We start from the raw sequence: 23,076 nt of genomic DNA on the forward strand, positions 1-23,076 counted from the left end.
CAGGGCAAGGATCATCCGGCCGCCCGCCGGCCTGCGGGCCAGAGGCCGGTGATGACGCGCCCCGGCTGCGCCCGATCCGGTCGATCGGCAGGCGCGGAAACCAGAGCGACAGGAAGCGGCTCAGTGAAGCTGTACGCATGACTATCCCACTCCATCAGCCAGCGCCCCGTCGCCCCATGGCGGTTGCGCGAGACCGTGACCGCAAAGCTCGGCCGGCCCGGCCCATGCGCCCTGACCCGTCCGGCCGAGGGTGCCGCCGCAATCTCCCAGCGCATCATCGCCGCGCTCGGCGCGACGCCGCCGCCCAGCCGCAGCAGCAGTGCCGTCACCCCGGCCTCGCGCGCCGCCAGCGCCAGGCGCCGGCTGGCTGTGAGGTCGAGGCAGGCAGGCGCGCCGTTCAGCTCGATCACCACCGCGCCGATGCCCGAGCGCCGGTCATTGCCGCGCGGAAAGGCATCCTGAGCCGCCTTCAGCACGGCGAGCGCATCGCGCCCCCTCACCGAGAGCACCCGGCCCGGGTCGAGCCCGAAGCTCGCCAGCCCCGGCGCGTGCAATTCCCCGCCCTCCATCCCGGCGGCATCCTGACGCAGCCAGACGATCGGCCGCCGCCCCAGCCGCGCCAGCAGGCCGGCGATGAAGCCCGACGCCGCCGGCGCCTGCGATGTGGTCGCCACGACCTCATGCAGCGCATGGCGCCGAAGCGCGCCTAGAGCCGCGTCGGCCGCGTCATGGCCGAGGCTGAAGCCCGCTTCGCCGCCAAGCGACGCAGCCGCGCTCTGCAGCCCGGCTATGCTCCGCCGCAGCGTGGTGACGGCTTGTTCGCTCACCTCGCCAGCTCCTGATGTTCCTATTTTGTTCTTTATGACTCCGCTCCGCCGGGAGAGTCAACACGGGAGCGGCCGCCTCGCCGGGAGCCTGATGGTTAAGCGGAGGTTGCTGCTGTCACTGCCCTGTCATCTCGCCTCGATACCGATTTTCGCACTGCAAGAGCGTCAAACCTCGGACAGCGACAAGTCATGTCCGCAGGTTGGCCTAGTCACATCGGGACGAGAGACCGTTCATGCTGCGTATCGAAGGCCTGACCAAGCGCTTCGGCGACAAGGCCGCCGTGGACAGCATCTCGCTGACGATCCCCAAGGGCGAGATGGTCGGCGTCATCGGTCGTTCCGGTGCCGGCAAATCAACCTTGCTCCGGATGCTGAACCGCTTGGCCGAGCCGAGCGACGGCCGCATCATCTGCGAGGAGCGCGACGTCACCTCGCTCAAGGGCGCGGCCCTGCGGGCCTGGCGCCGCGACACCGCGATGATCTTCCAGCAGTTCAACCTGGTCGGCCGCCTGGACGTGCTGACCAACGTCCTGCTCGGCCGGCTCAACCACCGCTCGGCGCTGCTGACGATGGTCAAGAACTTCTCCGAGGACGACAAGATCCGCGCCATCGCGGCGCTCGAGCGGCTCGACATGGGCCATCTCCTCGCCCAGCGCGCCGAGACGCTCTCCGGCGGCCAGCAGCAGCGCGTCGCCATCGCCCGCGCCCTGGTGCAGGAGCCCAAGATCATCCTCGCCGACGAGCCGATCGCCTCGCTCGACCCGCGCAACACCCAGGTCGTGATGGACGCCCTCTTCCGCATCAATCGCGAGGACGGCATCACCGTCATGTGCAACCTGCACGACCTCGACATCGCCGCGAAGTACTGCGACCGGCTGATCGGCATGGCCGGCGGCAAGGTCGTGTTCGACGACGTGCCGCAGGCGCTCACCCGCGAGGTCGCGGCCGAGCTCTACGGCATCGAGGCCAAGGATGCCGGCGCCGAGGCGCTCGATGCGCTCGACGCCATCGCGCTGAGCGAGGCCAAGCGCGCCAACGCCAAGCAGAACGTCACCTGAGCGGATCCTCCGCCGGGAACGCCCAAGTCTGAACAGCAGACCCTGAACCAGCAGACCTCAAAGGAGCAACTCCATGCTGACCCGTCGCCATACCCTCAAGCTGGCTGCTGCCGGCCTCGCCGCGGGCGCCGCCCCGGCCTTCGCCCAGGAAGATTGGAAGGCCAAGTATCCCGAGCTGATCTTCGCGATCATCCCGGCCGAGAACGCCTCCGGCGTCGTCGAGCGCTACACCCCCTTCATCAACTACCTCTCGAAGGAGCTCGGCACCAAGGTCACGCTGCGCATCGCCAATGACTATGCGGCGATCATCGAAGGCCAGCGCGCCGGCAACATCCATATCGGCATGTACGGCCCCGCTTCCTTCGCCCGCGCCCTGATGACCGGCGCCAAGATCGACGCCTTCGCCATCGAGACCAACATCGACGGCACCAAGGGCTACTACTCGGTCTTCTACGTGAAGAAGGACTCGCCCTACCAGAAGATCGAAGACCTGAAGGGCAAGAACCTCGGCCTCGTCGACCCGAACTCGACCTCGGGCAACAACGTGCCGCGCTTCGCGCTGAACAGCATGAAGATCGATCCCGAGTCCTTCTTCTCGAAGGTCGTCTATACCGGCAGCCACGAGAACGCGATCATCGCGCTCAGCCAGGGCACCGTCGACATCGCCGCCAACTGGTGGAACGACGAGCAGGAATCGAACCTGCTGCGCATGGCCCGCAAGAACATGGCCAAGGCCGAGGACTACCGCATCATCTACAAGTCCGAGCAGATCGTGAACTCGCCGATGGCGTACCTCACGACCCTCCCGGAGGCGCTGCGCGCCAAGATCCGCGACGCCGTCCTCAACATCGCGACCAAGGACAAGGTTGCCTTCGACAAGATCTATGAAGGCAAGCAGGGCCCGCTCGTCGCCGTCGACAACAAGGCCTACGACCCGATCATCGAGCTGAACAAGTTCGTCGACGAACTGCGCAAGAAGAAGTCCTCGTAAGGCTTCGTACCTCTGCCCGTCATGGTCGGCCTTGTGCCGACCATCCACGCCTTCGCTCATCGAAATCGGTGTCCAAGACGTGGATGCTCGCCACAAGGGCGAGCATGACGGGGAGCGGCATTCTCGCCGCTATAGATTTCCCCGGCGACGGACCCTCCATGACCCTCGCGATCGACCGCAACGATCCCGCCATTCGCGCCCATGCCGACCTCTATCGTCGCGAGATGATGGTAAAGCGCTGGCACACGCTGATCGGCGCCGCGATCTTCATCGTCTGCATCGTCCTCTCCGCGATCGGCGCCGAGGTCGATCCGGGCAAGTTCGCCGAGAACGCCTGGCGCTTCCCGAAATACATCGTCGAGATCATGCCGACGCTGCGGCCGGCGACCTTCCTGGCCGATCTCAAGGAATGGTACTGGGGCCTCAACGGCTGGCTCAAGCTGCTCTGGCAGACCCTGTTGATCGCCTATGTCGGCACCATCCTCGGCGCCATCGGCGGCTTCCTGCTCTGCTTCACCGCCGCCGCCAATCTCGGCGGCACCGGCTGGCTGCGCTGGGGCACGCGCCGCTTCCTCGAATTCTGCCGCACCGTCCCCGACATCGTCTTCGCTCTGATCTTCGTCATCGCCTTCGGGCTCGGCCCGCTGCCCGGCGTGCTCGCCATCGCCATCCACACCATGGGCGCGATGGGCAAGCTCTTCTCCGAGGTGGTCGAAAACATCGACATGAAGCCGGTCGACGGCATGACCGCGACGGGCGCCGGCTGGTGGCAAATGGTGCGCTTCGCCGTGGTGCCGCAGGTGCTGTCGAACTTCGCCAGCTACGCGCTGCTGCGCTTCGAGATCAACGTGCGGGGCGCCTCGATCATGGGCTTCGTCGGCGCCGGCGGCATCGGCCAGGACCTGATCGAGGCCATCCGCAAGTTCTACTTCACCGATGTCAGCGCCATCCTGTTCCTGATCATCCTCACCGTGATGCTGATCGACTACGGCACCGAACGCCTGCGCCACGCCCTGCTCAGCCTGGAGCACCGCCGATGAGCCTCGCCCTCTCCGCCAGCGAGCGCGCCGAACTCGTCGCCCGCCACCAGGCCGCCATCGACGGCTCGCTGAAGACGCGCCTGATCACGACCGGCATCGTCGCCGCAATGATCGCCCTGTTCATCTACGCGCTGACCACCTTCGAGCTCGACCTCTGGCGCATCATTCACGGCTTCAGCAATCTCGGCACCTTCGTCGTGCTGATGCTGCCGCCGGACCCGGGCTCGTTCGCCCGCGCCATCGTCTTCGTCAAGGCGCTGTTCGAGACCATCGCCATCGCCTTCCTCGGCACCATCCTGGCAGCGATCTTCGCCTTCCCGCTCGGCTTCCTCGCCGCCAAGAACGTCGTCGCCAACCGCGTCGTGCATTTCCTGGCGCGGCGCTCGATGGACACGGTGCGCGGCGTCGACGCGCTGATCTGGGCGCTGATCTGGGTCAACGTCGTCGGCCTCGGCCCCTTCGCCGGCATGCTCGCGATCATGACCAGCGATGTCGGCGCCTTCGGCAAGCTCTATTCCGAGGCGATCGAGGCCGCCGACAGGAAACCGGTCGAGGGCGTCACCTCCGTCGGCGGCAGCAAGCTGCACGAGATCCGCTTCGGCCTGATCCCGCAGGTCCTGCCGGTCATCGCCAGCCAGGTGCTCTACTTCATCGAGTCGAACACCCGGTCCTCGACCATCATCGGCATCGTCGGCGCCGGCGGCATCGGGCTCTATCTGGCCGAAACCATCCGCACGCTGGAATGGCAGCAGGCCTCCTTCGTCATCCTGCTGGTGCTGGCGGCGGTGAGCGTCATCGACCTGCTCTCGAACAAGCTGCGCTTCGCCATCATCGGCAAGCGGGCGGTGTGAGTTCTTTCCCTTCTCCCCCTGCGGGAGCAGGTGGCCGCGAAGCGGACGGATGAGGGGTCGCACTGCCCTATCCGAAGGTCGCGGATATCAGGCGCTGCATTCTGAAACGTTGCGCGCCCCCTCATCCGGCGCTACGCGCCACTTTCTCCCGCAGGGGGAGAAGGAAGCTCCCCGAACGGCTCCACCACCATCTCCATCCGCTCACCCGCAAAGATGCCGTCGATCAGGTGGATCGGCGTCAGGTCCGGCAGCGCATCGACCGCCTTCGACACCATCACGGCAGCGCCGGGCTCGATCTTCAGCAGCAGCGCCTCGCGCTCGCTGGCGATCCGCGCCGAAAGCCGCGTCGAGAGCCGCACGTAATCGGGGATGCCGCAGGCCTTGAAGGCGGCGGTGATCGACGAGCCGGACTCGACGAAGACCCGGTCGAACTCCGGAAACCGCGCCACCGGCAGCAGGTGCACGCCGGTGCTGACCGGGATGCCGCCGGCGAGGCTGAGCGCCTCGACCTGCCAGAGCGGCGCGCCCTCCTCCAGCCGCAGCGCGGCGCAGGCCTCCGCCTCGCCAGCCACGATCTCCGCCCCCAGCATCGAGCCCGCCACGGAGATGCCGGCTGCGCCGAAATTGGTGCGCATGCTGACGCGCCGGCCGATGCGATAAGGGAAGCGCGGCGCCGTCACCTGTGTGCCGCGCCCGCGCGATACGGTGACGAGCCCACGATCGGCCAGATGCCGGAAGGCCTGCCGGACGGTGTGCCGGTGCACGCCATAGCGCTCGGCCAGCGCCAGCGAGGACGGCAAGGTCGCGCCCTCTTGGTAGTCGCCGCGGCCGATCGCGGCCTCGAGCTCGTCGGCGATGCGCCGCCAGGCCGTGCCCGCCTCGCTGCCTGTCGCATCCGTCATCAAAATTTCATCCAAAATGTATAGACCTTTCCCGACAGTCACCCTATTATAGTCTAGACATTTAGGCCTGACCAGAGAGCGTCTATGAGCGATACATCCAACAGGCAGCGATGGCTGGCAATATTGGCCCGCGCCTCGCGCGGCGAGATCGAGGCGCTTGCCGGCAAGATCGACCAACTGCCCTCCCACGAGATCCTCAAGGCGCCGGAGACCGGCACCGTCATGGTCGAGGGCCGCGCCGGCGGCGCCGGCCGCCGCTTCAACCTCGGCGAGGCGACGGTGACGCGCTGCGTCGTGCGACTCGATGACGGCGCCATGGGCTTTTCCTACGCTCTTGGCCGCGACGGCCGCAAGGCGCGCCTCGCCGCCGTGATCGACGGGTTGCTGCAGACTGAGGCCGAAGCCGGCCCGCTGCATGGCGGCGTCGCCGAGCTCGCGGCGCAGCAGCAGGCGGCACGCGAGCTCGCCTCGCGCAAATCGGCCGCCACCAAGGTCGACTTCTTCACGATGGTCCGGGGCGAGTGATGCAGAGCGAAAACCTCATCAGCCCCGGCTTCGCCGATCCGGTCTTCCAGTCGCAGGCCGCCTTCCGCGCCTTGCTGACCGCGCTGTCCGAACCCGGCCTCATCCAGCAGGTCGCGCCCGGCTTCGCCGCGCCGGAGGGCCTTGAGCCCGCCACCGCCATCGCCCTGCTGACGCTGGCCGACTATGAGACGCCGATCTGGCTGCCCGCCGCCCTGCGCGACGGCCCGGCCGGCGCCTGGCTGCGCTTCCATTGCGGCGCGGCTCTGGTCGAGGAGCCGGCGCAGGCCAGCTTCGCCGTGATCGATGGCGCGGCCGAGGCTCCCCTGCTCGCGGACTTCAACCCCGGCACCGACCAGTTTCCCGACCGCTCGACCACCGTGCTGGTGCAATGCGCCGGCCTCGCCGGCGGCGATATCGTCACCCTCTCCGGCCCCGGCATCGCCGGCAGCCGCGACATCGCGCCAATCGGCTTGCGCCCCGGCTTCTGGGCCGAGTTTTCAGCCAATGCCGAGCTCTATCCGCTCGGCGTCGACCTGATCCTGAGCCAGGGCGAGGCCGTCCTCGGCCTGCCGCGCTCGACCCAAATCGTGGAGGTCCGCTGATGCCCCGCCGGGAGCTTTACTAATGTATGTCGCGGTCAAGGGCGGCGAGGCCGCTATCCTCGCCACGCATGATCTCGTTGCGGAAGCCCGCCGCGGCGACGCGGCGGTGCCGGAACTCGCGGTGGCGCAGATCCGCGAGCAGATGGGCCTGGCCTGCGCCCGCGTCATGAACGAGGGCTCGCTCTACGATCCCGACCTCGCGGCGCTCGCGCTGAAGCAGGCGCAGGGCGACGCGATCGAGGCCGCCTTCCTGATGCGCGCCTATCGCACGACGCTGCCGCGCTTCGGCTCGACCGAGCCGGTCGACACCGCGAAGATGGCGATCCGCCGCCGGGTGTCGGCGACCTACAAGGATCTGCCCGGCGGCCAGGTGCTCGGCCCGACCTACGATTACACCCACCGGCTCTTCGACTTCGCGCTGATGGATGACGAGCCGCAGCGCGACCCCTCATCCGCCCCTACGGGGCACCTTCTCCCGCAGGGGGAGAAGGACAGGGCGCCCCTCGACGCCTTCATGCCGCGCGTGCCCGACATCCTCGGCGCCGAAGGCCTGATGGAGGCGGAGGTTCCGCCCGAGGGCGATCCGCGCCCCTTCGACCTCACCCGCGAGCCGATCGCTTTCCCGGCGGACCGCGACGTCCGGCTCCAGGCGATGGCGCGCGGCGACGAGGGCTTCATGCTCGGCCTCGGCTATTCCGTGCAGCGCGGCTTCGGCAACACCCACCCCTTCGTCGGCGAGATCCGCGTCGGCGAGGTCTCTGTCGAGTTCGTGCCGGAGGAGCTCGGCTTCGCCGTCGACCTCGGCGAGATCACGCTGACCGAATGCCAGATGGTCAACCAGTTCGCCGGATCGAAAGAGGTGCCGCCGCAATTCACCCGCGGCTACGGCCTCAGCTTCGGCCATTCCGAGCGCAAGGCGATGTCGATGTCGCTGGTCGACCGGGCGCTCAAGAGCCGCGAGTTCGGCGAGGCGACGGAGTACCCGGCGCAGCAGGACGAGTTCGTGCTCTACCACTCCGACAATGTCGAGGCGGCCGGCTTCGTCGAGCATCTCAAGCTGCCGCATTACGTCGATTTCCAGGGCGAGCTCGAACTGATCCGCCGCATCCGCCGCGAGCGTGAACAGCGCCTCGCCCGCGAGAACGAGCCCTTGCCGGAGGCCGCAGAATGACCATCCACCAGAGCATCCCCGGCGAGGATACCAAGCCGGCCTATAACTACGCCTATCTCGACGAGCAGACGAAGCGGATGATCCGCCGCGCCCTGCTCAAGGCGGTCGCGGTGCCCGGCTACCAGGTGCCGTTCGGCTCGCGCGAGATGCCGCTCGCCCGCGGCTGGGGCACCGGCGGCATCCAGATCACCGCCGCGATCATCGGCCCCGACGACAAGCTCAAGGTCATCGACCAGGGCGCCGACGACACCACCAACGCGGTCTCGATCCGCCGCTTCTTCGAACGCACCGCCGACGCCACCACCACCGAGATGACGGAAGATGCCACGATCATCCAGACCCGCCACCGCATCCCCGAGGCGCCGCTGACATCGGGCCAGATCATGGTCTACCAGGTGCCGCAGCCCGAGCCGCTGCGGAAGCTGGAACCGCGCGAGCTCGAGACCCGCAAGATGCACGCCTGGGCCGAATACGGCCTGATGCAGGTCAAGCTCTACGAGAACATCGCCCGCTTCGGCGAGGTGACGACGACCTATGACTATCCGGTCAGCGTCAACGGCCGCTACGTCATGGCGCCCTCGCCGATCCCGAAATTCGACAATCCGAAGATGCACATGTCGCCCTCGCTCCAGCTCTTCGGAGCCGGCCGCGAGAAGCGCATCTACGCCGTGCCGCCGCATACCAGCGTGCGCAGCCTCGATTTCGAGGACCATCCCTTCCGCATCCAGAGCTGGGCCGAGCCCTGCGGCCTCTGCGGCGCCAAGGACAGCTATCTCGACGAGGTCGTCACCGACGACCAGGGCGGGCGCATGTTCGTCTGCTCCGACAGCCACTATTGCGAGACCCGGCGCGAGCAGGGCCATCGCGGCACCATGCTGGCCGACGCCTCGGCAAGCGGGCTGGTGGAGGCGAAGTCGTGAAGCGCCGTGAACCTCAACGTGCCCCCTCTCCCCCTGCGGGAGAGGGCTGGGGTGAGGGGTTGCGCGACGCTGCCGGTCCTCCGCCCGTCAAGGCCGCCTACGATTCCGACCTGCGCGACCCCTCATCCGGCGCTTCGCGCCACCTTCTCCCGCAGGGGGAGAAGGGAAGCGCGTCGAAGCCGTCCGCCTCAACGACTGCCCTAATCGGTGCATGCCAATGACCGTCCACGTCCCCCCTCCCGACGCCACGCTCGATCCCGATCCGCTGCTCTCGGTCGCCGGCATCAGCCGCTTCTATGGCGAGCGCATCGGCTGCGCCGATGTCTCTTTCGAGCTCTGGCCCGGCGAGGTGCTCGGCATCGTCGGCGAATCCGGCTCGGGCAAGTCGACCCTGCTGCGCTGCCTCGCCGGCATCGACAAGCCCGACGCGGGCGAGGTGTTGTTCCGCGGCTCGGGCGAGCCGCTCGACATCTACTCGGTCTCCGAGCAGGAGCGCCGCCGCCTGATGCGCACCGCCTGGGGCATCGTCCACCAGAACCCGCGCGACGGGTTGCGCATGGACGTCTCGGCCGGCGGCAATGTCGGCGAGCGCCTGATGGACCGCGGCGACCGCCATTACGGCAAGATCCGCGACACCGCGCTCGACTGGCTGACCCGCGTCGAGATCGCCGAGAACCGCATCGACGACCGCCCGCGCCAGTTCTCCGGCGGCATGCAGCAGCGCCTGCAGATCGCCCGCGTGCTGGTCTCCGAGCCCAAGCTCGTCTTCATGGACGAGCCGACCGGCGGCCTCGACGTCTCCGTCCAGGCCCGCCTGCTCGACCTGCTGCGCGTGCTGGTGCGGGACCTCGGCCTCGCCGCCATCATCGTCACGCATGACCTCGCGGTCGCCCGCCTGCTCACCGACCGGCTGATGGTGATGAAGGACGGCCATGTCGTCGAGCAAGGTCTGACCGACCAGGTGCTGGACGACCCCCACCATGCCTATACGCAGCTGCTCACCTCGGCGGTGCTCAGCGTATGATCCGGTCTTTCACATCCTCCGCCGTCATCCCGGACAAGCCGCGAAGCGGCGCCGCTCCGGGATCCATCGTAGAGCTCCGGCGCTCTACGATGGATCCCGGCGCTCCGCTGCGCTGCGGCCGGGATGACGGCGCGGGTGTGGTGTCCGGCTCATCCCCCATCGTCACAACTGCGTCACCCGAACCACGCAAGGCATTGCGATCATGACCACGATGATTCTCGTCGAAAACGTCGCCAAGACCTTCACCCTGCACAACCAGGGCGGAGTGCGCTTGCCCGTCTTCGACAACGTCAATTTCTCGGTCGAAGCCGGCGAAGCGCTGGTGCTGGCGGGCGCCTCCGGCGCCGGCAAGTCGAGCCTGCTGCGCATCCTCTACGGCAATTACCGCCCGACCTCCGGCGAGATCCGCATCACCCATGCCGGCCGCGCCATCGACATCGTTTCGGCCGTGCCGCGCACCGTGCTCGACATCCGCCGCCGCACGCTCGGCTTCGTCTCGCAGTTCCTGCGCGTCATCCCGCGCGTCTCGGCGCTGGACATCGTCCGCGACCCGCTGCTCGCCCGCGGTGCCTCGGCTGACGAAGCCAGCGAACGCGCCAAGGCGATGCTGGCAAGGCTCAACCTGCCGGAACGCCTCTGGCATCTCGCACCCGCGACCTTCTCCGGCGGCGAGCAGCAGCGCGTCAACATCGCCCGCTCCTTCGTCGATCCCTCGCCGATCATGCTGATCGACGAGCCGACCGCCTCGCTCGACGCCGCCAACCGCGACGTCGTCGTCGAGCTGATCTCCGAAGCACGGGCAGCCGGCTCAGCAATCGTTGGCATTTTCCACGACGAGGCCGTACGGGAGCGCGTCGCCACCCGCTATCTCGACATCACCGATTTCAGGAAGGCCGCCTGATGCAGACCGTTCTCACCAACGCCAAGCTGATTCTCGAGAACGAGGTCGTCACCGGCACCATCGCCTTCGACGAGAACGGCATCACATCCATCCACCAGGGCAACACCGCGCTGCCGGGAGCGATCGACGCGCAGGGCGACTATGTCGCGCCAGGCCTCGTCGAGATGCACACCGACAACATGGAAAAGCACTTCATGCCTCGGCCCAAGGTCTTCTGGCCGAACGGGCTCGCGGCGGCTTTGGTCCATGACGCGCAGATGGCCGCGGCCGGCGTCACCACCGTCTACGACGCGATCTGCGCCGGCACGCCCTTCTCGGCCAAGGACTACCGCAAGGACATCTTCGCCGACGTGATGAACTCGCTGCGGCTCGGCATCGCCGAGAACGTCTTCCGCATCGACCACCGCATCCACATGCGCTGCGAGCTGACCAGCCCGGACCTGCTGCGCGACATCGAGCCCTATCAGGATGACAGCCTCGTCCAGCTGGTATCGCTGATGGACCACACGCCCGGCCAGCGCCAATGGCGCAACATCGAGCACCTGCGCACCTATGCGGTCGGCAACGGCAAGACCGAGGCCGAGTTCGAGGAGGACGTCGTCGTGCGCCAGCGCGAGGGCGCCGACAATGTCGGGCGCAACTGGGGTGCGGTCGTCGAGATGTTCTCGGCCCGCGGCATCCCGATCGCGACCCATGACGACACCACGATCGACCATGTCGAGGCCGGCATCGCGTCCGGCGCCGTGATCTCGGAATTCCCGACCACGGTCGAGGCTGCAGAGGCCGCCAAGCAGCGTGGCCTCGCCACCATTGCCGGCGCGCCGAACGTCGTGCGCGGCGGCTCGCATTCCGGCGGCGTCTCGGTCGTCGAGCTGGCCGAGAAGGGCCTGCTCGACGGGCTCTCCTCCGACTATGTCCCGGCCAGCCTGCTCCAGGCCGTGCTGAAGCTGCACGACAAGCATGGCGTCAGCCTGCCGGAGGCGATGGGCATGGTGACCTGGAAGGTCGCCGACATCCTCGGCCTCAAGGACCGCGGCCATCTCAAGCCCGGCCTGCGCGCCGACATCGTGCGCTTCAAGGCGCTCGGCGCCACACCGGTACTCGCCGGCGTCTGGTCGAAGGGTGAGCGCGCATTTTGACCAGCCCGCGCTACGCCCTCTACTACGCTCCCGCAGCCGACAGCGCCCTCTGGCGCTTCGGCAGCGCAGTGCTGGGCTATGACGCGATCACCGGCGAGGACATCCCCGCTCTCGTCCCGCCAGGCTGCGATGCCGAAGCTTGGCCGGAGCTGACCGAGGAGCCGCGCCGCTACGGCTTCCACGCCACGCTGAAGGCGCCCTTCGAGATCGCCAACGGCCGCAGCGAGGGCCAGTTGCGCGCCTTCGCCCATAACTACGCCGCCGGCCTCGAACGGGTGAACCTCGAGGGCCTCAGCGTCGCCGCGCTCGGCTCCTTCGTCGCCCTGACGCCCTCGGCCGAGAGCACGGTGCTGCAGCGCTTCGCCTTCGCGCTGGTCCAGGCCTTCGAGCCTTTCCGCGCCCCGCTGAGCGAAGCCGATCGCCAGCGCCGCCTGAAGAGCCCGCTGACCCCCGCGCAAAGCGCCTATCTCGAAGCCTATGGCTACCCTTACGTGGGCGATGCCTTCCGCTTCCACATGACGCTGACCGGCTCGCTGCCGCATGAGAAGGTCGCGCCGGTGAAGCAGGCCCTGGCCCGGACCTATGCCGAAGCGATCCAGGCCAGGCCGTTCGCGCTCGACCGCATCGCGCTCTTCAAGCAGGACAGCCGCAGCAGCCGCTTCCGCCTGCTCGACAGCTTCATGCTGGCCTAAGGGCTGGATGCGACCCGATAAGGCTTGTTCCTTGAGCCTCAGCCCTCACCCGTCATGGCCGTCCTCGGGCTTGACCCGAGGATCATCCCGACCATCAACGTCTTCGCTTATCGCGGACACGTCGCAAGACGTGGACGCTCGGCACAAGGCCGAGCATGACGGCGGTAGGAATGGGATTTTAGCGGCCTCCGAGCGGGCTCAAGCCAGTCAGCAGCGCCACGAACTCGTTAGCCGCCTCCGCAACGCTGCGATCGTTCTGGATCGAGACCAGCTCGGCGCTCGCGGTCGCCAGCGGCGCCTCGCGCGCCAGCCGGGCGGCGATGTCGGCCTCGCTCTCGCGCCCGCGCGCCGCCAGCCGCCTGGCCAGCACCGCGTTCGGCGCGGTGATGTTGACCACCGTGACGCGCCCGGCCAGCCGCTCGGCCGCCTGTATCTCTCCGCGCGAGATGTTGACGATCACGACCTGGCCCCGCGCGATGCCGCCCAGCGCCATAGCCGGAATGCCGTAGCAGAGCCCATGCGCGCGCCAGCTCAGCGCCAGTTCGCCGCGCGCCTCGGCGGCTGCGAATTCGGTCTCGGCGCAGCTATCGTGATCCTCCGCGCCGGCCATGGCCGGCCGCGTGATCAGGCGGCGCGCGAAAGAAAAGCGCTCGTCACCCGCAAGCGCGGCGCGGGCCGCATCCATCAGCGTGTCCTTGCCGGCGCCGGACGGCCCGACGACCAGGACGAGCGCCCCTTCCCCTTCAGCCGGCTGAGCCGCCGGCGAGACCAGACCTTGAGAGGATGACGACATGGCGGGCAAGAAACTCGGATTGGACCCTGTGATCGACCCGACCGCCAAGGTGCGGCAGGCGACGCTCGGACGCTACACCGAAATCGGCGCGCGCACCTCTTTCGCCGAGTCGACGCTCGGCGACTACTCCTATGTCGTGAATGACGCCGATGTCATTTACACGACGATCGGCAAGTTCTGCTCGATCGCCGCCCATACCCGGATCAACCCCGGCAACCACCCGATGCTGCGGGCGAGCCAGTCGCATTTCAGCTACCGGGCCTCGGCCTATTTCGACGATGCCGAGGACGATGCCGAGTTCTTCGCCTGGCGCCGCTCGACGCCGGTGACCATCGGCCATGACGTCTGGATCGGCCATGGCGCCATCATCCTGCCCGGCCGCTCGATCGGCATCGGTGCGGTCGTCGCCGGCGGCGCCGTCGTCACCAAGCACGTGCCGGACTACACCATCGTCGCCGGCAATCCGGCGCGGGCGGTTCGCCGCCGCTTTCCCGAAGACATCGCCGAACGGTTGAAACGACTGGCCTGGTGGGACTGGGATCACACGCAATTGCGTGCCGCACTGACGGATTTCCGGACCCTCAGCGTCGAGGCGTTCCTGGAGCGCTACCAGGCGCAGTAAAACCTCCGGATTCCCCTGCGGCATAGAGGCGCAAAATACCAAATTCCTCTCCGTAATATTTCAGGAATTGGCTGGTTGTTAACCATCTTTGTCCGATGGTCCCGCCACGCGCTGAGGGTCTCAGCGGATTGGGGTTCGGGGGAACCAGGCTATGACTAAAACCGATGATCTCGCTCGCCGTCTCGACTTCATGAAGCTCGGCCCGGATGCCCTGCAAAGCATCCGAGCAGTCGAGCCCACCATTCTCGCGGCGCTGCCCGGCGCGCTCGATGCCTTATACGCCCAGATTCGCGCCTTCCCCGAGACCAAGGCCTTCTTCAGCAGCGAGGCCCATATCGACGGCGCCAAGAGCCGCCAGCTCAACCATTGGAGCGCGCTGGCCAAGGGCAAGCTCGACCAGGACTTCGTCGCCTCCGTCACCGGCATCGGCCAGGTCCATGCCAGGATCGGCCTGGAGCCGCGCTGGTATATCGGCGGCTACGCCCTGCTGCTCGAGCAGCTCATCGGCAAGGTGCTCGAAGCGCGCTGGCCGAAGACTCGCTTCGGCGGCAAGGCCTCGGGTGCCCAGGAGCGCGCTGCCGAGATCGGCGCCCTCGTCAAGGCGACCCTGCTCGACATGGACTACGCCATCTCGGTCTATCTCGAAGCCTCCGAGACCGCCCGCCGCGAGAGCGAGGCCAAGGCCCGCGCCATCGAGCTGACCAAGACGCAGGAGCGCGACAAGGCGGTCAAGTCCGTCAGCGCCGGCATGGCCGCGCTTGCGAACGGCGACCTGACCTATCGCATGGCCGACGACATCCCGGCCGAATACGGCGAGATCCGCGAGCATTTCAACCATGCCATGGAGCGGCTCGGCGAGATGGTCGCGACCATCAAGGCGACCTCGTCGTCCATCGCCGCCTCCTCGCAGGAGATCAATTCCGGCGCCGAGAACCTCTCGTCCCGCACCGAGCAGCAGGCCGCAGCGCTGGAGGAGACCGCCGCCACGACCGAGCAGCTCGCCGCCTCGGTCAAGACCTCCGCCCAGTCCTCGCGCCAGTCGGTCGCGCTCGCCGATGACGCGGCCGCCGTCGCCCGCACCGGCGGCACCATCGTCAAGGACGCGATCGAGGCGATGGTCCGCATCGAGCAGGCCTCGCAGAAAATCTCCGAGATCACCAGCGTCATCGACGGCATCGCCTTCCAGACCAACCTGCTGGCGCTCAACGCCGCGGTCGAGGCCGCTCGCGCCGGCGATGCCGGCAAGGGCTTCGCGGTGGTCGCGGCCGAGGTGCGTGCGCTGGCCCAGCGCTCCGCCGGCGCCGCCAAGGACATCACCGCGCTGATCGGCTCCTCCGACGCCGAAGTCGCCGAGGGCGTCAAGCTCGTGCGGCTCGCCGGCGACACGCTGGAGAAGATCGTCGACGCCTCGATGCGCGTCTCCGGCACCGTCGCCGAGATCGCCACCGCCTCGGGCGAGCAGGCTGGCGGCATCGACGAGATGAGCCAGACCGTCAGCCACATGGACGAGATCACCCAGCAGAACGCCGCCCTGGCCGAGCAGAGCGCCGCCTCGGCCCGCACCCTGCTCGGCCAGATCGACCGGCTGAACCAACTCGTCGCCGCCTTCCGCATCCAGGAAGCCGGCCGCGCGGCCACGGCGCCACGCGCGAGCGAACGCCGCCGCGCGGCTTAAACCTGCTGTGATTTGCCAGAATCAAGCGCCGTCATCCCGGACGCAGCGAAGCGGAGCTCCGGGATCCATCATAGAGCGCTGAGCCTTACGATGGATCCCGGAGCTGCGCCGCAAACGCGGCTTGTCCGGGATGACGCCGAGAGGTTTACGCGTCATCGCAGCACGCCCTAAGCCGACAATGCCACCGGCGGCAGGCAGGCTTCGCAGACCGCCGCGACATGGCGATGGTCGGTGCCGCAGCAGCCGCCGAGGATGCGCATGGTCGGGAACGATCGGCGCAAGCTGGCATAGCGCCGGCCGAGATCGGCCGGATCGCCCTCGTCCAGCACCTCCGACTCGTCGAGCTCGGCATGGCTGCGTGTCGAGGCATTGGCGCGGATGCCATGCACGCGCCTGGTCCAGCTCTCGCCCGCCTCCAGCGCCTGCTCGAAATGCGTCGGGTGGGCGCAGTTGATCATGTAGTAGAGCGGCGCGCCGCCGGTCTCGTCGTCGACGATCTCGACCGCCTCGCGCAGCGTCCGCCCGCTCACCAGCCGCCCATCGGTCTCGACCGTGAACGAGATGGCGCAGGGCATGCCATGCGCCTTCGCGGCCCGGGCGATGCCGATCGCCTCCTCGACGCTGCTCAGCGTATAGGCCGCGACCATGTCGGCGGCGCTGTCGGCGAAGGCCGAAATCTGCGCGCCGTGATAATCCTCCGCCTCGCTCGCGCCCATGCGGCCTTCCTTGTAGCCGTCGCCGCGCGGGCCGATCGCCCCCGAGATCACGCAAGGGCTCGCCTTGCTTTCCCAGCGCGCCCGCAAGGTCTCGAGCAGCCGGATCGAGGCCTGGTTCGCCGCCTTCAGCGCGTCGCGCCCATAGCCGAGCTTCGCGCCCCAGTCGGGATTGGCGCGCCAGGTCGCGCTGTCGAGCACGAAGCCGACGCCGCGGGCCTGCGCGATGGCGAGATAGGTCTCGTAATAGGCGCTCAGATGCCACCTGCCCGTCGCGGTCGCGAGCAGGACGAAGGAGGCGAAATGCGGCAGGTCGAGGCCGTCATGGAAGATCAGGCTGGTTTCCATGCCGCCATCGCTGAGAAAGACGCCGCCCTGCATCTGCGGCAAGGCGTGACGATACTTGGCCATGAAACTCTCCCTGAAATCGGTTTGGGTTCCCGCCGCCGCACCCATGCCGTGCCGCAGCGGGAATGATCCGGCTATCTCCAGAGCAATCGTCCTAAACGAGAGAGCGCGGGCTACCGTGCGGCAGATCACGGAAAGCCGGGCGCCGTCGACCGCGTTCAAGCGGCAGCCTCTGTGACGCGGATCACACGGCCCGCTGCATCCGGCGGCTACGCTGGCGCGTAACGCCATGGCCGGCCTGCCCGTCCATGGAACCTGCACCCTTTTCCGCAGTTCTTCCGGGTCGACCGGCAGGTTTGCGCCGGTCGTTTCGGCCGGCGGCGGCGATCCGGAAGAACAGTGCAGGACAAACCGGGGCTTAAACCTTGCGCCGGGACGCGCGGGGCACAAAGGGGACAAGACGATGCCGTATACGAAGGGCCTGGCCGAGCGCGCACTCAGCGAAAACCTCTACCGCCTGCGGGAAGGCAAACCCGATCCGCTCAACCTCAACGTCCATGTCGCCATGCTGCAGATGGCGGTGATGCTCGAAGAACTGCTCGACCGGCAGCAGCGCCATGACGAACGCCTCGCCGCGATGGAGCGCATGATCGGCAGCATGCGCCGCCGCTCGCTCTAGTTCGGGCCGCGGCCAACGCGGGCTGAGGCCGGCCGCAGCGCGGCCGCGCCTCAATCCGCCGCCTTGGCCACCGCCTGGCGCAGTCGCGCGATCGCCTCGTCCGAGCCGGCCTTCAGCGAGACGTCCTGCTTCTCGGCCTCCTGCGACACGCGCTCGATCAGCGCCGGCACCGTGATCTCGCTTCCGGCAGCCACCAGCCGCAGCACCGCGTTCGCCAGCACGTTCGGCCAATAGGCCGCGCCGCCCTTGGCCAGGCCCTTGGCCTTGCGGCCCTCGAATTCCTTGGCGAGCTGTTCCGGTGTCTTCCTGGCCATGCTGGTCTCCGATCTGTGTTTGTGTGCGTCCTAGCACAGACGAAGCGCGGTTGCGGCTTGTCGGAATGCCGAAACGAGCGCAGATTTTCGAGCATGCGCTGAACCGGGGAGACGCTGCCAATGCCGCTTCACGTCTGCAACGGGGCGACCCTGATGTGCCCGTTCGGCGCGGCGCCGAGCACCCTCGTCGTCCTGCCCGTCAACCGCCTGCTGACCAGCAGCCAACCCGCCGCCAACATCAACGACCACGTCCCGATGGTGAACATCATGCCCTTCGGCGCATGCATGTCGCTCGCCAACCCGACCACCGCCGCCGCAACCTCGGCGGCCCTGGGCGTGCTGACGCCGACGCCCTGCATCCCGGCGACGATGACGCCCTGGGTCACGGGCACGCCGACGGTCGTGCTGGCGAACATCCCCTGCCTCGACAACACGCACACGCTGAACTGCAACTGGGGCGGCGTGATCACCATCACCAACCCCGGCCAGATGACGGAGACGATTCCGTAGGCGTCTCCCGCAATGCCCTGCCCGCAAGCCGGGGCTTCGGCAATCGCCGTTGCGCGCGAAGGCCGGGCAGGGCACGAGCGGCCGGGCCGCATCGCGCGGCCGTATAGTCTGGGACGACCATCATGCCGCTGACCTCCCGCGCGCTCGCCGCGGCCCTCGCCTGCCTCCTCACCGCCTCCACGGCCTCAGCCGAGATCACCGACCCGGAGATGACCTGCGCCGCCTATCTCAAGGGCGCGGCCGGCGCCCGCACGCACAAGGCCGGCCATGCCGCGGGCCGCGGCGATGTCGAGGCCAGGATCAGGGCCTTCTGCGCCGCCAACCCAAAGATGAAGGCGATGGACGCGGAGATGACGATCACGGGGGATTGACGCCCTTCCCCCGTCATGGTCGGGCTCATCCCGGCCATCCACGCCTTGCCACGGGACCGACCGGGCGAACCTTCGCCTCGAACCACGCCCCGCCGGCGTTTACCGACGATCCGACTTTACCTCAGCGCAGCAGCAATTGACGTTGCGCCTGCCTCTACGTCAGCGCATGAGCGGAGGTGCATGGGCTGCATCTCGCAGCCCTGCCCTTCAGGAACATCCTCATGACCATCGCTTCCCGCGCCTTTGGCGCGGCCTTCGCCTGCGTCCTGCTCGCCTCCTCGGCCTCGGCCCAGGTCACCGACCCGGAGATGAGCTGCGCCGACTATCTGAAGACCGCCGCAAGCACCGGCGGCACGCCGAAGACCGGCGACGCCGCCATGGACAAGATGGCCGCCGATGTCGACGCCAAGATGAAGACCTTCTGCACCGCCAACCCGAAGGTCAAGGCGATGGACGCCGCCATGAAGGTCATGGGCGGCTGAGACGAGTGCGCTTTCGACGCATGCCAAAGCCCCGCCCGCGCCAGTGCGTGGGCGTTCTCGCATGAGGGGCAGCGGAGCGCCGCGAGGCGCGTGAGTGTAGGGTCCGCTTCCGTTAAGCCCGGAAGCGGCGCGGAGGATTGAGCCACCTCCGCACGCCCCGTGGCGCTCCGCCAGCCGGCGATTTCTGTCTCCGGGCCGCGCTTCCTGGAAACCGGCGAGCCGATTTCCTCTTCAAGCGAGCTCCTCGCACAGGGACCGTAGTGTCCCCAGGGCGGTTCCCGAAGCCTCCCGGGTGCGGGGTGCAAACCCGCCCGCAGGCGCCGCGCCTCACCCCGCCAAACGACATGCCTCCGGATGGCAGCCCCTCGGGGATGAGGTCGGCGCAGCATAGGGGAGGTTTGGGAGGCGGGGATAAGTGGCGGAATCTATCCCCGTTGTGACGCCCTCCACCGTCATGCCCTTGTGGCGACCATCCACGTCTTCACACGGGATCGACTCGGCGCGCCCTCTCCGGCAAGGCCGCACCTGCCATCGCCGTCGCAAGACGTGGATGGTCGCCACAAGGGCATGACGGTGGGTGCGCGCGGCCTCGCAATGCCCTGCCTGCACGCCGGGGCATCGGGAAATGCCATTGCGTCCGACGGCGGCCGCGAGGCCGCGCGCGACTGCGCTGCGCCTTGGGGCCAGCGCAGTCGCCGTGCCCGACGCTACGGCGGCTCGATCCTGGCGGTCAGATCCAGACCCAGTGGCAGCGCCGCACCCGGCGTCCCCGCCGATCGATGTGAACGCGGCACACGCGCCGGCGTTGAACGCGCCGACGGTGATGGCGGTAACGATGGCCGCGATGATGCCAGTGAACCGGGCGACGGGAATACTGCGCATACTCGATGGGCATTCCGTCGGGAAGCGCGGCGTTTTGATCCTGAACCACCGCCTCCGGAGGCAGAGCGCAGGCTCCCGATGTGGCCGAGGCGGCGGCGGGCTCCGAGGCAATCAGCGCAGAGCCACCGGAGGCAGCTGCCAACAGGCCCATCATGAATGATCGACGATCCATCTCGAACTCCTCGATACCCCCCGTCCGCGCCAACTCTACCGCTGGAAGACAAGATACGCGAGCCACCGATGTCGAGGCCAAGATGAAGACCTTCTGCGCCGCTACTTCGAAGGTCAAAGCGATGGACGCCGCGATGAGGGTCATGGGCGGCTGAGGCAGGTACGGCCCGGTGCGCGGAGTTAGGCCACCAGGCCCGTTGGTTTAGCGGCGCCACTCGCCTCCCGCGCGCTCGTCACGGCCTTTGCCCTCTTGCCCGCCTCCGCGCCCTCGGCCAGGATCACCAACCCGGAGATGACCTGCGCCCAGTATCTCAGGAGCACGCACGCACAAGGCCGGCCATGCCGCCCGCGACAGGACGGCCGCCGATGTCGAGGCCAGGATCAAGACCTTCTGCGCCGCCAACCCGAAGATGAAGGCGATGGACGCGGAGATGACGGTGACAGGGGATTGAGGCCCTCGACCGTCATGGTCGGGCTTAGCCTGTTGGAGGCGGCGAGATTGTGACAGTGGAAGTCGCGCCCAATCAGCGGCGTTAGAAGACGTGGCACAGGCGGATGATCTAGGTGCGCAGGATGACCGTCTCCAGCGCAACAGAGCGCTAGGCCGCCATCGAGCGGGCTGCCGACCTCTTTGGCTGCACCAACAACAGCGAGGAGGAGCGCGAGCTGGCGGCGCAAACGATGTGCCTCACCGCTGGCGAAAGCGACCCCGCCTGAATCACTCTCCCCGAGTTGCTTCTTGCTCATCCCAAATTGCTGGATCAAGTTCGTCAATTTCCGGCAAAGACCGGTTTTTTTTGCCTTGGCTTCCACCAAATTGCGAGTATTCGTACTTGCCCGTGAGTGCAGTATCGAGCACCTCTCTCAGAACTTCGTGCCGAGTCCTTCGAGAGCCATAATCCGATGCGGCGCGCTCTACCGCTTTCCTATAAATATCGACTCTCGCGTGTGACAACACTAAATCGTCTGAGTAATCCACAGACAACGCGAAATCCTCGAGTGCCGAACTAACAAGCGTCCTCTGCTCTGCTCCGAATGGAATGCGATAAAGATTCTCGCACATTATTAGAAATAACGAATAAAAATCAGATTTCTTCCTAAATCTTGTCGATTGAAGGTTGGGCAAGAGATGATCAATTTCTGTGAGAATCTTGTAGAACGCCTCCCTTACCGCCCCTTCATTTTCGAATTCTGTCTCGTAGATGCGATAGTAATCCTCCAAGCGCGCCTTTTTGTTTTGAATTCCATTTAAGTAAGCGACGGCAAGTTCGCTGACAAACTCGGTGTCCAGCATTCGGCGTCTGTCGTTGGGTGAGAAAATTCCAAATTGATTCCATACATCTAGATCTGAAACATGCTCCATCAATTTTATGAAAGGTCCCCAATAAGTAGCGTGACGCAACTCCTGTGCATTCAAAACAACAGTATTACGATTGATGCGCTGAAATATGTCTCTAATCTGCTCGGTCGGCATCTCCGGAAGAATCCTCACGAGAAGACGATACTCATAGATTTTTTTCCGCTCCTCGCTGCTGAGGTCGTCAAATGAGAGGCCTTGCCAGCGCGAGCCTTCTTCCTCAATCTCAAAATCACCGGTGATATACTCAAGAATCGCTCTAATTCTTTGTTGTCCGTCTACTATAATATGCTTTTCCTTACCATCTTCTTCGACAATATTTTGCATATAAATTTCAGGAATTGGAAACTCAAGCAGGATAGTCTCAATTAAAGAGCTTTTCTGCCTGACCGTCCAGACGGGATTACGTTGAAATGGTGGAGACATATCTAGGCGCGCTTCATCGCTCGCCCGCTTGAACCATACAATCGAATGATGAGTCGTTTCGGTGTAACGTTGCACTACTCGATCCCCCCAAGGATTTTTTGTCGCAGACCCTGGACCCCGTGAGTCTGATAGGAACGTAACGACTCATAGTCATTGTACAGTCTTACGTTGACTAGACGACCACCGATCAGCGGATCTTGCGAAGCATCGCTAAGTGCTTTGACCCAGGCCGGCCCGAATGGCATCAGTGATATTAGCACGTCTGTAGCGATCATCCCCCAAAATACTTTACCCTTCTCATGCTCTTCCCATGAAGTTCGCTGCTTTCGATTCAATTTATGGCGAATTTTGCCGTTGTTTCTCAAATACCGCCATGCGGACTGGAAATGAAACGTTGATACTACGGCCACATCCACGTCAGAATTTTGATCAAAATGCTTAAATGATTTATGTGGATTCAAGCTTATGCCCAATGATGAGCTGCCAATGATGGTAATTGAGGCAGAATCAACTTCTAATCCCGCGGACAATTTATTCTTCCACGATACAAAAGAATCTCTATCATCTTTGAATACGTAGGGACATCTATCGAATAGGTGCTTGGCGATAAAGTCCGGCGGAGGTAGGTTTTCAATATCGGAGACGATCGCTTGCCTTAATGCCGACACCCGAATTCCCTCACTGCCCCCGCGTAGCCGAAGCGGCCTAGTCACCATCGGCAGAACGCAAACTGGCTGCCATGTTTGTGCAGAGTTGGAGGGCTTAGGTCAAATATCGGATTGCCCCAACGTCCGCCCCCGTTCTGCACGTCTGCTGATGGGCAACGTCAATTGGAAGAAATTTGAAGGCCGGCTGGAGTGTGATTCAGCATCCCGGTTCCGTTTTCGCCAGCCGCCATCTCCATGGGAAATTTGGCTCGCTGTTTCAAAGAGTTAGCGTAACTGGGATGCTGTTATCGCCGACTGGCAAAATCGTCTCACTTTCCCCAGGCGCACACTGGGGATTTCAAGCCCTTAGCAGGGTGACTATATTCTGGCTCTCTGGACTGGGGGCCGCGAACTCGACGAACAATCGCATGGCAAAGAAGTGG

At 66.0% G+C, this 23,076-nt stretch carries 26 protein-coding genes; 18 read left to right on the plus strand and 8 right to left on the minus strand.

The genetic code is table 11. The features are described 5' to 3' along the window. Positions 1-11 precede the first annotated feature (11 nt). Entirely contained in the window at positions 12-827 is an 816-nt protein-coding gene (locus tag DWF00_RS29920; RefSeq protein WP_245974292.1) for an ImuA family protein, read from the minus strand. A gap of 233 nt (positions 828-1,060) precedes the next feature. Between DWF00_RS29920 and phnC the strand changes: the two genes are divergently transcribed. The 4 genes from phnC to phnE (DWF00_RS24975) all read left to right on the plus strand — a co-directional run bounded on the left by phnC (position 1,061) and on the right by phnE (DWF00_RS24975) (position 4,767). After that, positions 1,061-1,885, plus strand: a complete 825-nt coding sequence (gene phnC, locus DWF00_RS24960) for a phosphonate ABC transporter ATP-binding protein (protein WP_114831587.1) — start codon at positions 1,061-1,063, stop codon at positions 1,883-1,885. Positions 1,886-1,958: 73 nt separating this feature from the next. Then, positions 1,959-2,876 carry a phosphonate ABC transporter substrate-binding protein gene (gene phnD / locus DWF00_RS24965; protein WP_114831586.1) on the plus strand — a complete coding sequence of 306 codons (918 nt, stop codon included), beginning with the start codon at positions 1,959-1,961 and terminating at the stop codon, positions 2,874-2,876. A gap of 158 nt (positions 2,877-3,034) precedes the next feature. Then, positions 3,035-3,916: a phosphonate ABC transporter, permease protein PhnE gene (phnE, locus tag DWF00_RS24970; protein ID WP_114831585.1), complete on the plus strand. Its 882-nt coding sequence runs from the start codon at positions 3,035-3,037 to the stop codon at positions 3,914-3,916. Further along, entirely contained in the window at positions 3,913-4,767 is an 855-nt protein-coding gene (gene phnE, locus DWF00_RS24975; RefSeq protein WP_114831584.1) for a phosphonate ABC transporter, permease protein PhnE, read from the plus strand. Before phnE (DWF00_RS24970) ends, phnE (DWF00_RS24975) begins: the two co-directional genes overlap by 4 nt. A 131-nt stretch (positions 4,768-4,898) precedes the next feature. On the opposite strand, the gene phnF is transcribed toward phnE (DWF00_RS24975), so the two are convergent. Then, positions 4,899-5,669 carry a phosphonate metabolism transcriptional regulator PhnF gene (gene phnF / locus DWF00_RS24980; RefSeq protein WP_114831583.1) on the minus strand — a complete coding sequence of 257 codons (771 nt, stop codon included), beginning with the start codon at positions 5,667-5,669 and terminating at the stop codon, positions 4,899-4,901. Between the two features lie 84 nt (positions 5,670-5,753). Here phnF and phnG point away from each other — a divergent pair, with 84 nt between their 5' ends. The 8 genes from phnG (at position 5,754) to DWF00_RS25020 (ending at position 12,643) form a co-directional block, all read left to right on the plus strand. Then, positions 5,754-6,194 (plus strand): phosphonate C-P lyase system protein PhnG, encoded by a 441-nt coding sequence (gene phnG, locus DWF00_RS24985; RefSeq protein ID WP_114831582.1) that lies wholly within the window; start codon positions 5,754-5,756, stop codon positions 6,192-6,194. After that, complete coding sequence (phnH, locus tag DWF00_RS24990) at positions 6,194-6,796, plus strand: phosphonate C-P lyase system protein PhnH (protein WP_114831581.1); 603 nt, start codon at positions 6,194-6,196, stop codon at positions 6,794-6,796. The genes phnG and phnH overlap by 1 nt, the downstream gene beginning before the upstream one ends. A 22-nt stretch (positions 6,797-6,818) precedes the next feature. Continuing rightward, positions 6,819-7,967 carry a carbon-phosphorus lyase complex subunit gene (locus DWF00_RS24995; RefSeq protein ID WP_114831580.1) on the plus strand — a complete coding sequence of 383 codons (1,149 nt, stop codon included), beginning with the start codon at positions 6,819-6,821 and terminating at the stop codon, positions 7,965-7,967. Continuing rightward, positions 7,964-8,887, plus strand: a complete 924-nt coding sequence (locus DWF00_RS25000; protein ID WP_114831579.1) for an alpha-D-ribose 1-methylphosphonate 5-phosphate C-P-lyase PhnJ — start codon at positions 7,964-7,966, stop codon at positions 8,885-8,887. Before DWF00_RS24995 ends, DWF00_RS25000 begins: the two co-directional genes overlap by 4 nt. 217 nt (positions 8,888-9,104) lie before the next feature. Beyond that, a complete protein-coding gene (gene phnK, locus DWF00_RS25005) occupies positions 9,105-9,911 on the plus strand; it encodes a phosphonate C-P lyase system protein PhnK (RefSeq protein WP_114831578.1) in 807 nt (268 codons plus the stop codon). A 202-nt stretch (positions 9,912-10,113) separates the two neighbouring features. Further along, on the plus strand, positions 10,114-10,812 hold the full coding sequence (gene phnL, locus DWF00_RS25010; protein ID WP_114831577.1) for a phosphonate C-P lyase system protein PhnL: 699 nt from the start codon (positions 10,114-10,116) through the stop codon (positions 10,810-10,812). After that, positions 10,812-11,951, plus strand: a complete 1,140-nt coding sequence (locus DWF00_RS25015) for an alpha-D-ribose 1-methylphosphonate 5-triphosphate diphosphatase (RefSeq protein WP_114831576.1) — start codon at positions 10,812-10,814, stop codon at positions 11,949-11,951. Before phnL ends, DWF00_RS25015 begins: the two co-directional genes overlap by 1 nt. After that, positions 11,948-12,643 carry a DUF1045 domain-containing protein gene (locus tag DWF00_RS25020; RefSeq protein WP_245974294.1) on the plus strand — a complete coding sequence of 232 codons (696 nt, stop codon included), beginning with the start codon at positions 11,948-11,950 and terminating at the stop codon, positions 12,641-12,643. The genes DWF00_RS25015 and DWF00_RS25020 overlap by 4 nt, the downstream gene beginning before the upstream one ends. A gap of 178 nt (positions 12,644-12,821) precedes the next feature. On the opposite strand, the gene phnN is transcribed toward DWF00_RS25020, so the two are convergent. Further along, complete coding sequence (gene phnN / locus DWF00_RS25025) at positions 12,822-13,436, minus strand: phosphonate metabolism protein/1,5-bisphosphokinase (PRPP-forming) PhnN (protein ID WP_114831574.1); 615 nt, start codon at positions 13,434-13,436, stop codon at positions 12,822-12,824. Here phnN and DWF00_RS25030 point away from each other — a divergent pair. Then, a complete protein-coding gene (locus DWF00_RS25030) occupies positions 13,435-14,058 on the plus strand; it encodes an LbetaH domain-containing protein (RefSeq protein WP_114831573.1) in 624 nt (207 codons plus the stop codon). The genes phnN and DWF00_RS25030 overlap by 2 nt on opposite strands. A gap of 151 nt (positions 14,059-14,209) precedes the next feature. Next, positions 14,210-15,733 (plus strand): globin-coupled sensor protein, encoded by a 1,524-nt coding sequence (locus tag DWF00_RS25035; protein ID WP_114831572.1) that lies wholly within the window; start codon positions 14,210-14,212, stop codon positions 15,731-15,733. Positions 15,734-15,900: 167 nt separating this feature from the next. Here DWF00_RS25035 and DWF00_RS25040 read toward each other — a convergent pair whose 3' ends face one another. Next, a complete protein-coding gene (locus DWF00_RS25040; RefSeq protein WP_114831571.1) occupies positions 15,901-16,857 on the minus strand; it encodes a homocysteine S-methyltransferase family protein in 957 nt (318 codons plus the stop codon). A 226-nt stretch (positions 16,858-17,083) separates the two neighbouring features. Between DWF00_RS25040 and DWF00_RS29200 the strand changes: the two genes are divergently transcribed. Then, entirely contained in the window at positions 17,084-17,473 is a 390-nt protein-coding gene (locus DWF00_RS29200; RefSeq protein ID WP_147283794.1) for a hypothetical protein, read from the plus strand. A gap of 50 nt (positions 17,474-17,523) precedes the next feature. On the opposite strand, the gene DWF00_RS25050 is transcribed toward DWF00_RS29200, so the two are convergent. After that, a complete protein-coding gene (locus tag DWF00_RS25050) occupies positions 17,524-17,787 on the minus strand; it encodes a hypothetical protein (RefSeq protein WP_114831569.1) in 264 nt (87 codons plus the stop codon). A 120-nt stretch (positions 17,788-17,907) separates the two neighbouring features. On the opposite strand from DWF00_RS25050, the gene DWF00_RS25055 reads away from it, so the two are divergent. The 3 genes from DWF00_RS25055 to DWF00_RS25065 all read left to right on the plus strand — a co-directional run bounded on the left by DWF00_RS25055 (position 17,908) and on the right by DWF00_RS25065 (position 19,150). After that, on the plus strand, positions 17,908-18,297 hold the full coding sequence (locus DWF00_RS25055) for a DUF4280 domain-containing protein (RefSeq protein ID WP_114831568.1): 390 nt from the start codon (positions 17,908-17,910) through the stop codon (positions 18,295-18,297). Between the two features lie 122 nt (positions 18,298-18,419). Further along, positions 18,420-18,668, plus strand: coding sequence for a hypothetical protein (locus DWF00_RS25060; RefSeq protein ID WP_114831567.1), 249 nt, complete (start codon positions 18,420-18,422; stop codon positions 18,666-18,668). Positions 18,669-18,889: 221 nt separating this feature from the next. Continuing rightward, positions 18,890-19,150: a hypothetical protein gene (locus DWF00_RS25065; RefSeq protein WP_147283793.1), complete on the plus strand. Its 261-nt coding sequence runs from the start codon at positions 18,890-18,892 to the stop codon at positions 19,148-19,150. Positions 19,151-19,880: 730 nt separating this feature from the next. Here the strand turns inward: DWF00_RS25065 and DWF00_RS29205 are convergent. The 3 genes from DWF00_RS29205 to DWF00_RS29210 form a co-directional block, all read right to left on the minus strand. Continuing rightward, a complete protein-coding gene (locus DWF00_RS29205; protein WP_114831565.1) occupies positions 19,881-20,348 on the minus strand; it encodes a flagellar basal body L-ring protein FlgH in 468 nt (155 codons plus the stop codon). Positions 20,349-20,921: 573 nt separating this feature from the next. Then, positions 20,922-22,061 (minus strand): DUF262 domain-containing protein, encoded by a 1,140-nt coding sequence (locus tag DWF00_RS25070; protein WP_210207928.1) that lies wholly within the window; start codon positions 22,059-22,061, stop codon positions 20,922-20,924. After that, entirely contained in the window at positions 22,061-22,654 is a 594-nt protein-coding gene (locus DWF00_RS29210; protein ID WP_147283792.1) for a hypothetical protein, read from the minus strand. The genes DWF00_RS25070 and DWF00_RS29210 overlap by 1 nt, the downstream gene beginning before the upstream one ends. Positions 22,655-23,076: the final 422 nt, after the last annotated feature.

Source organism: Allobosea caraganae, assembly GCF_003351345.1.
Lineage (GTDB): Bacteria > Pseudomonadota > Alphaproteobacteria > Rhizobiales > Beijerinckiaceae > Allobosea > Allobosea caraganae.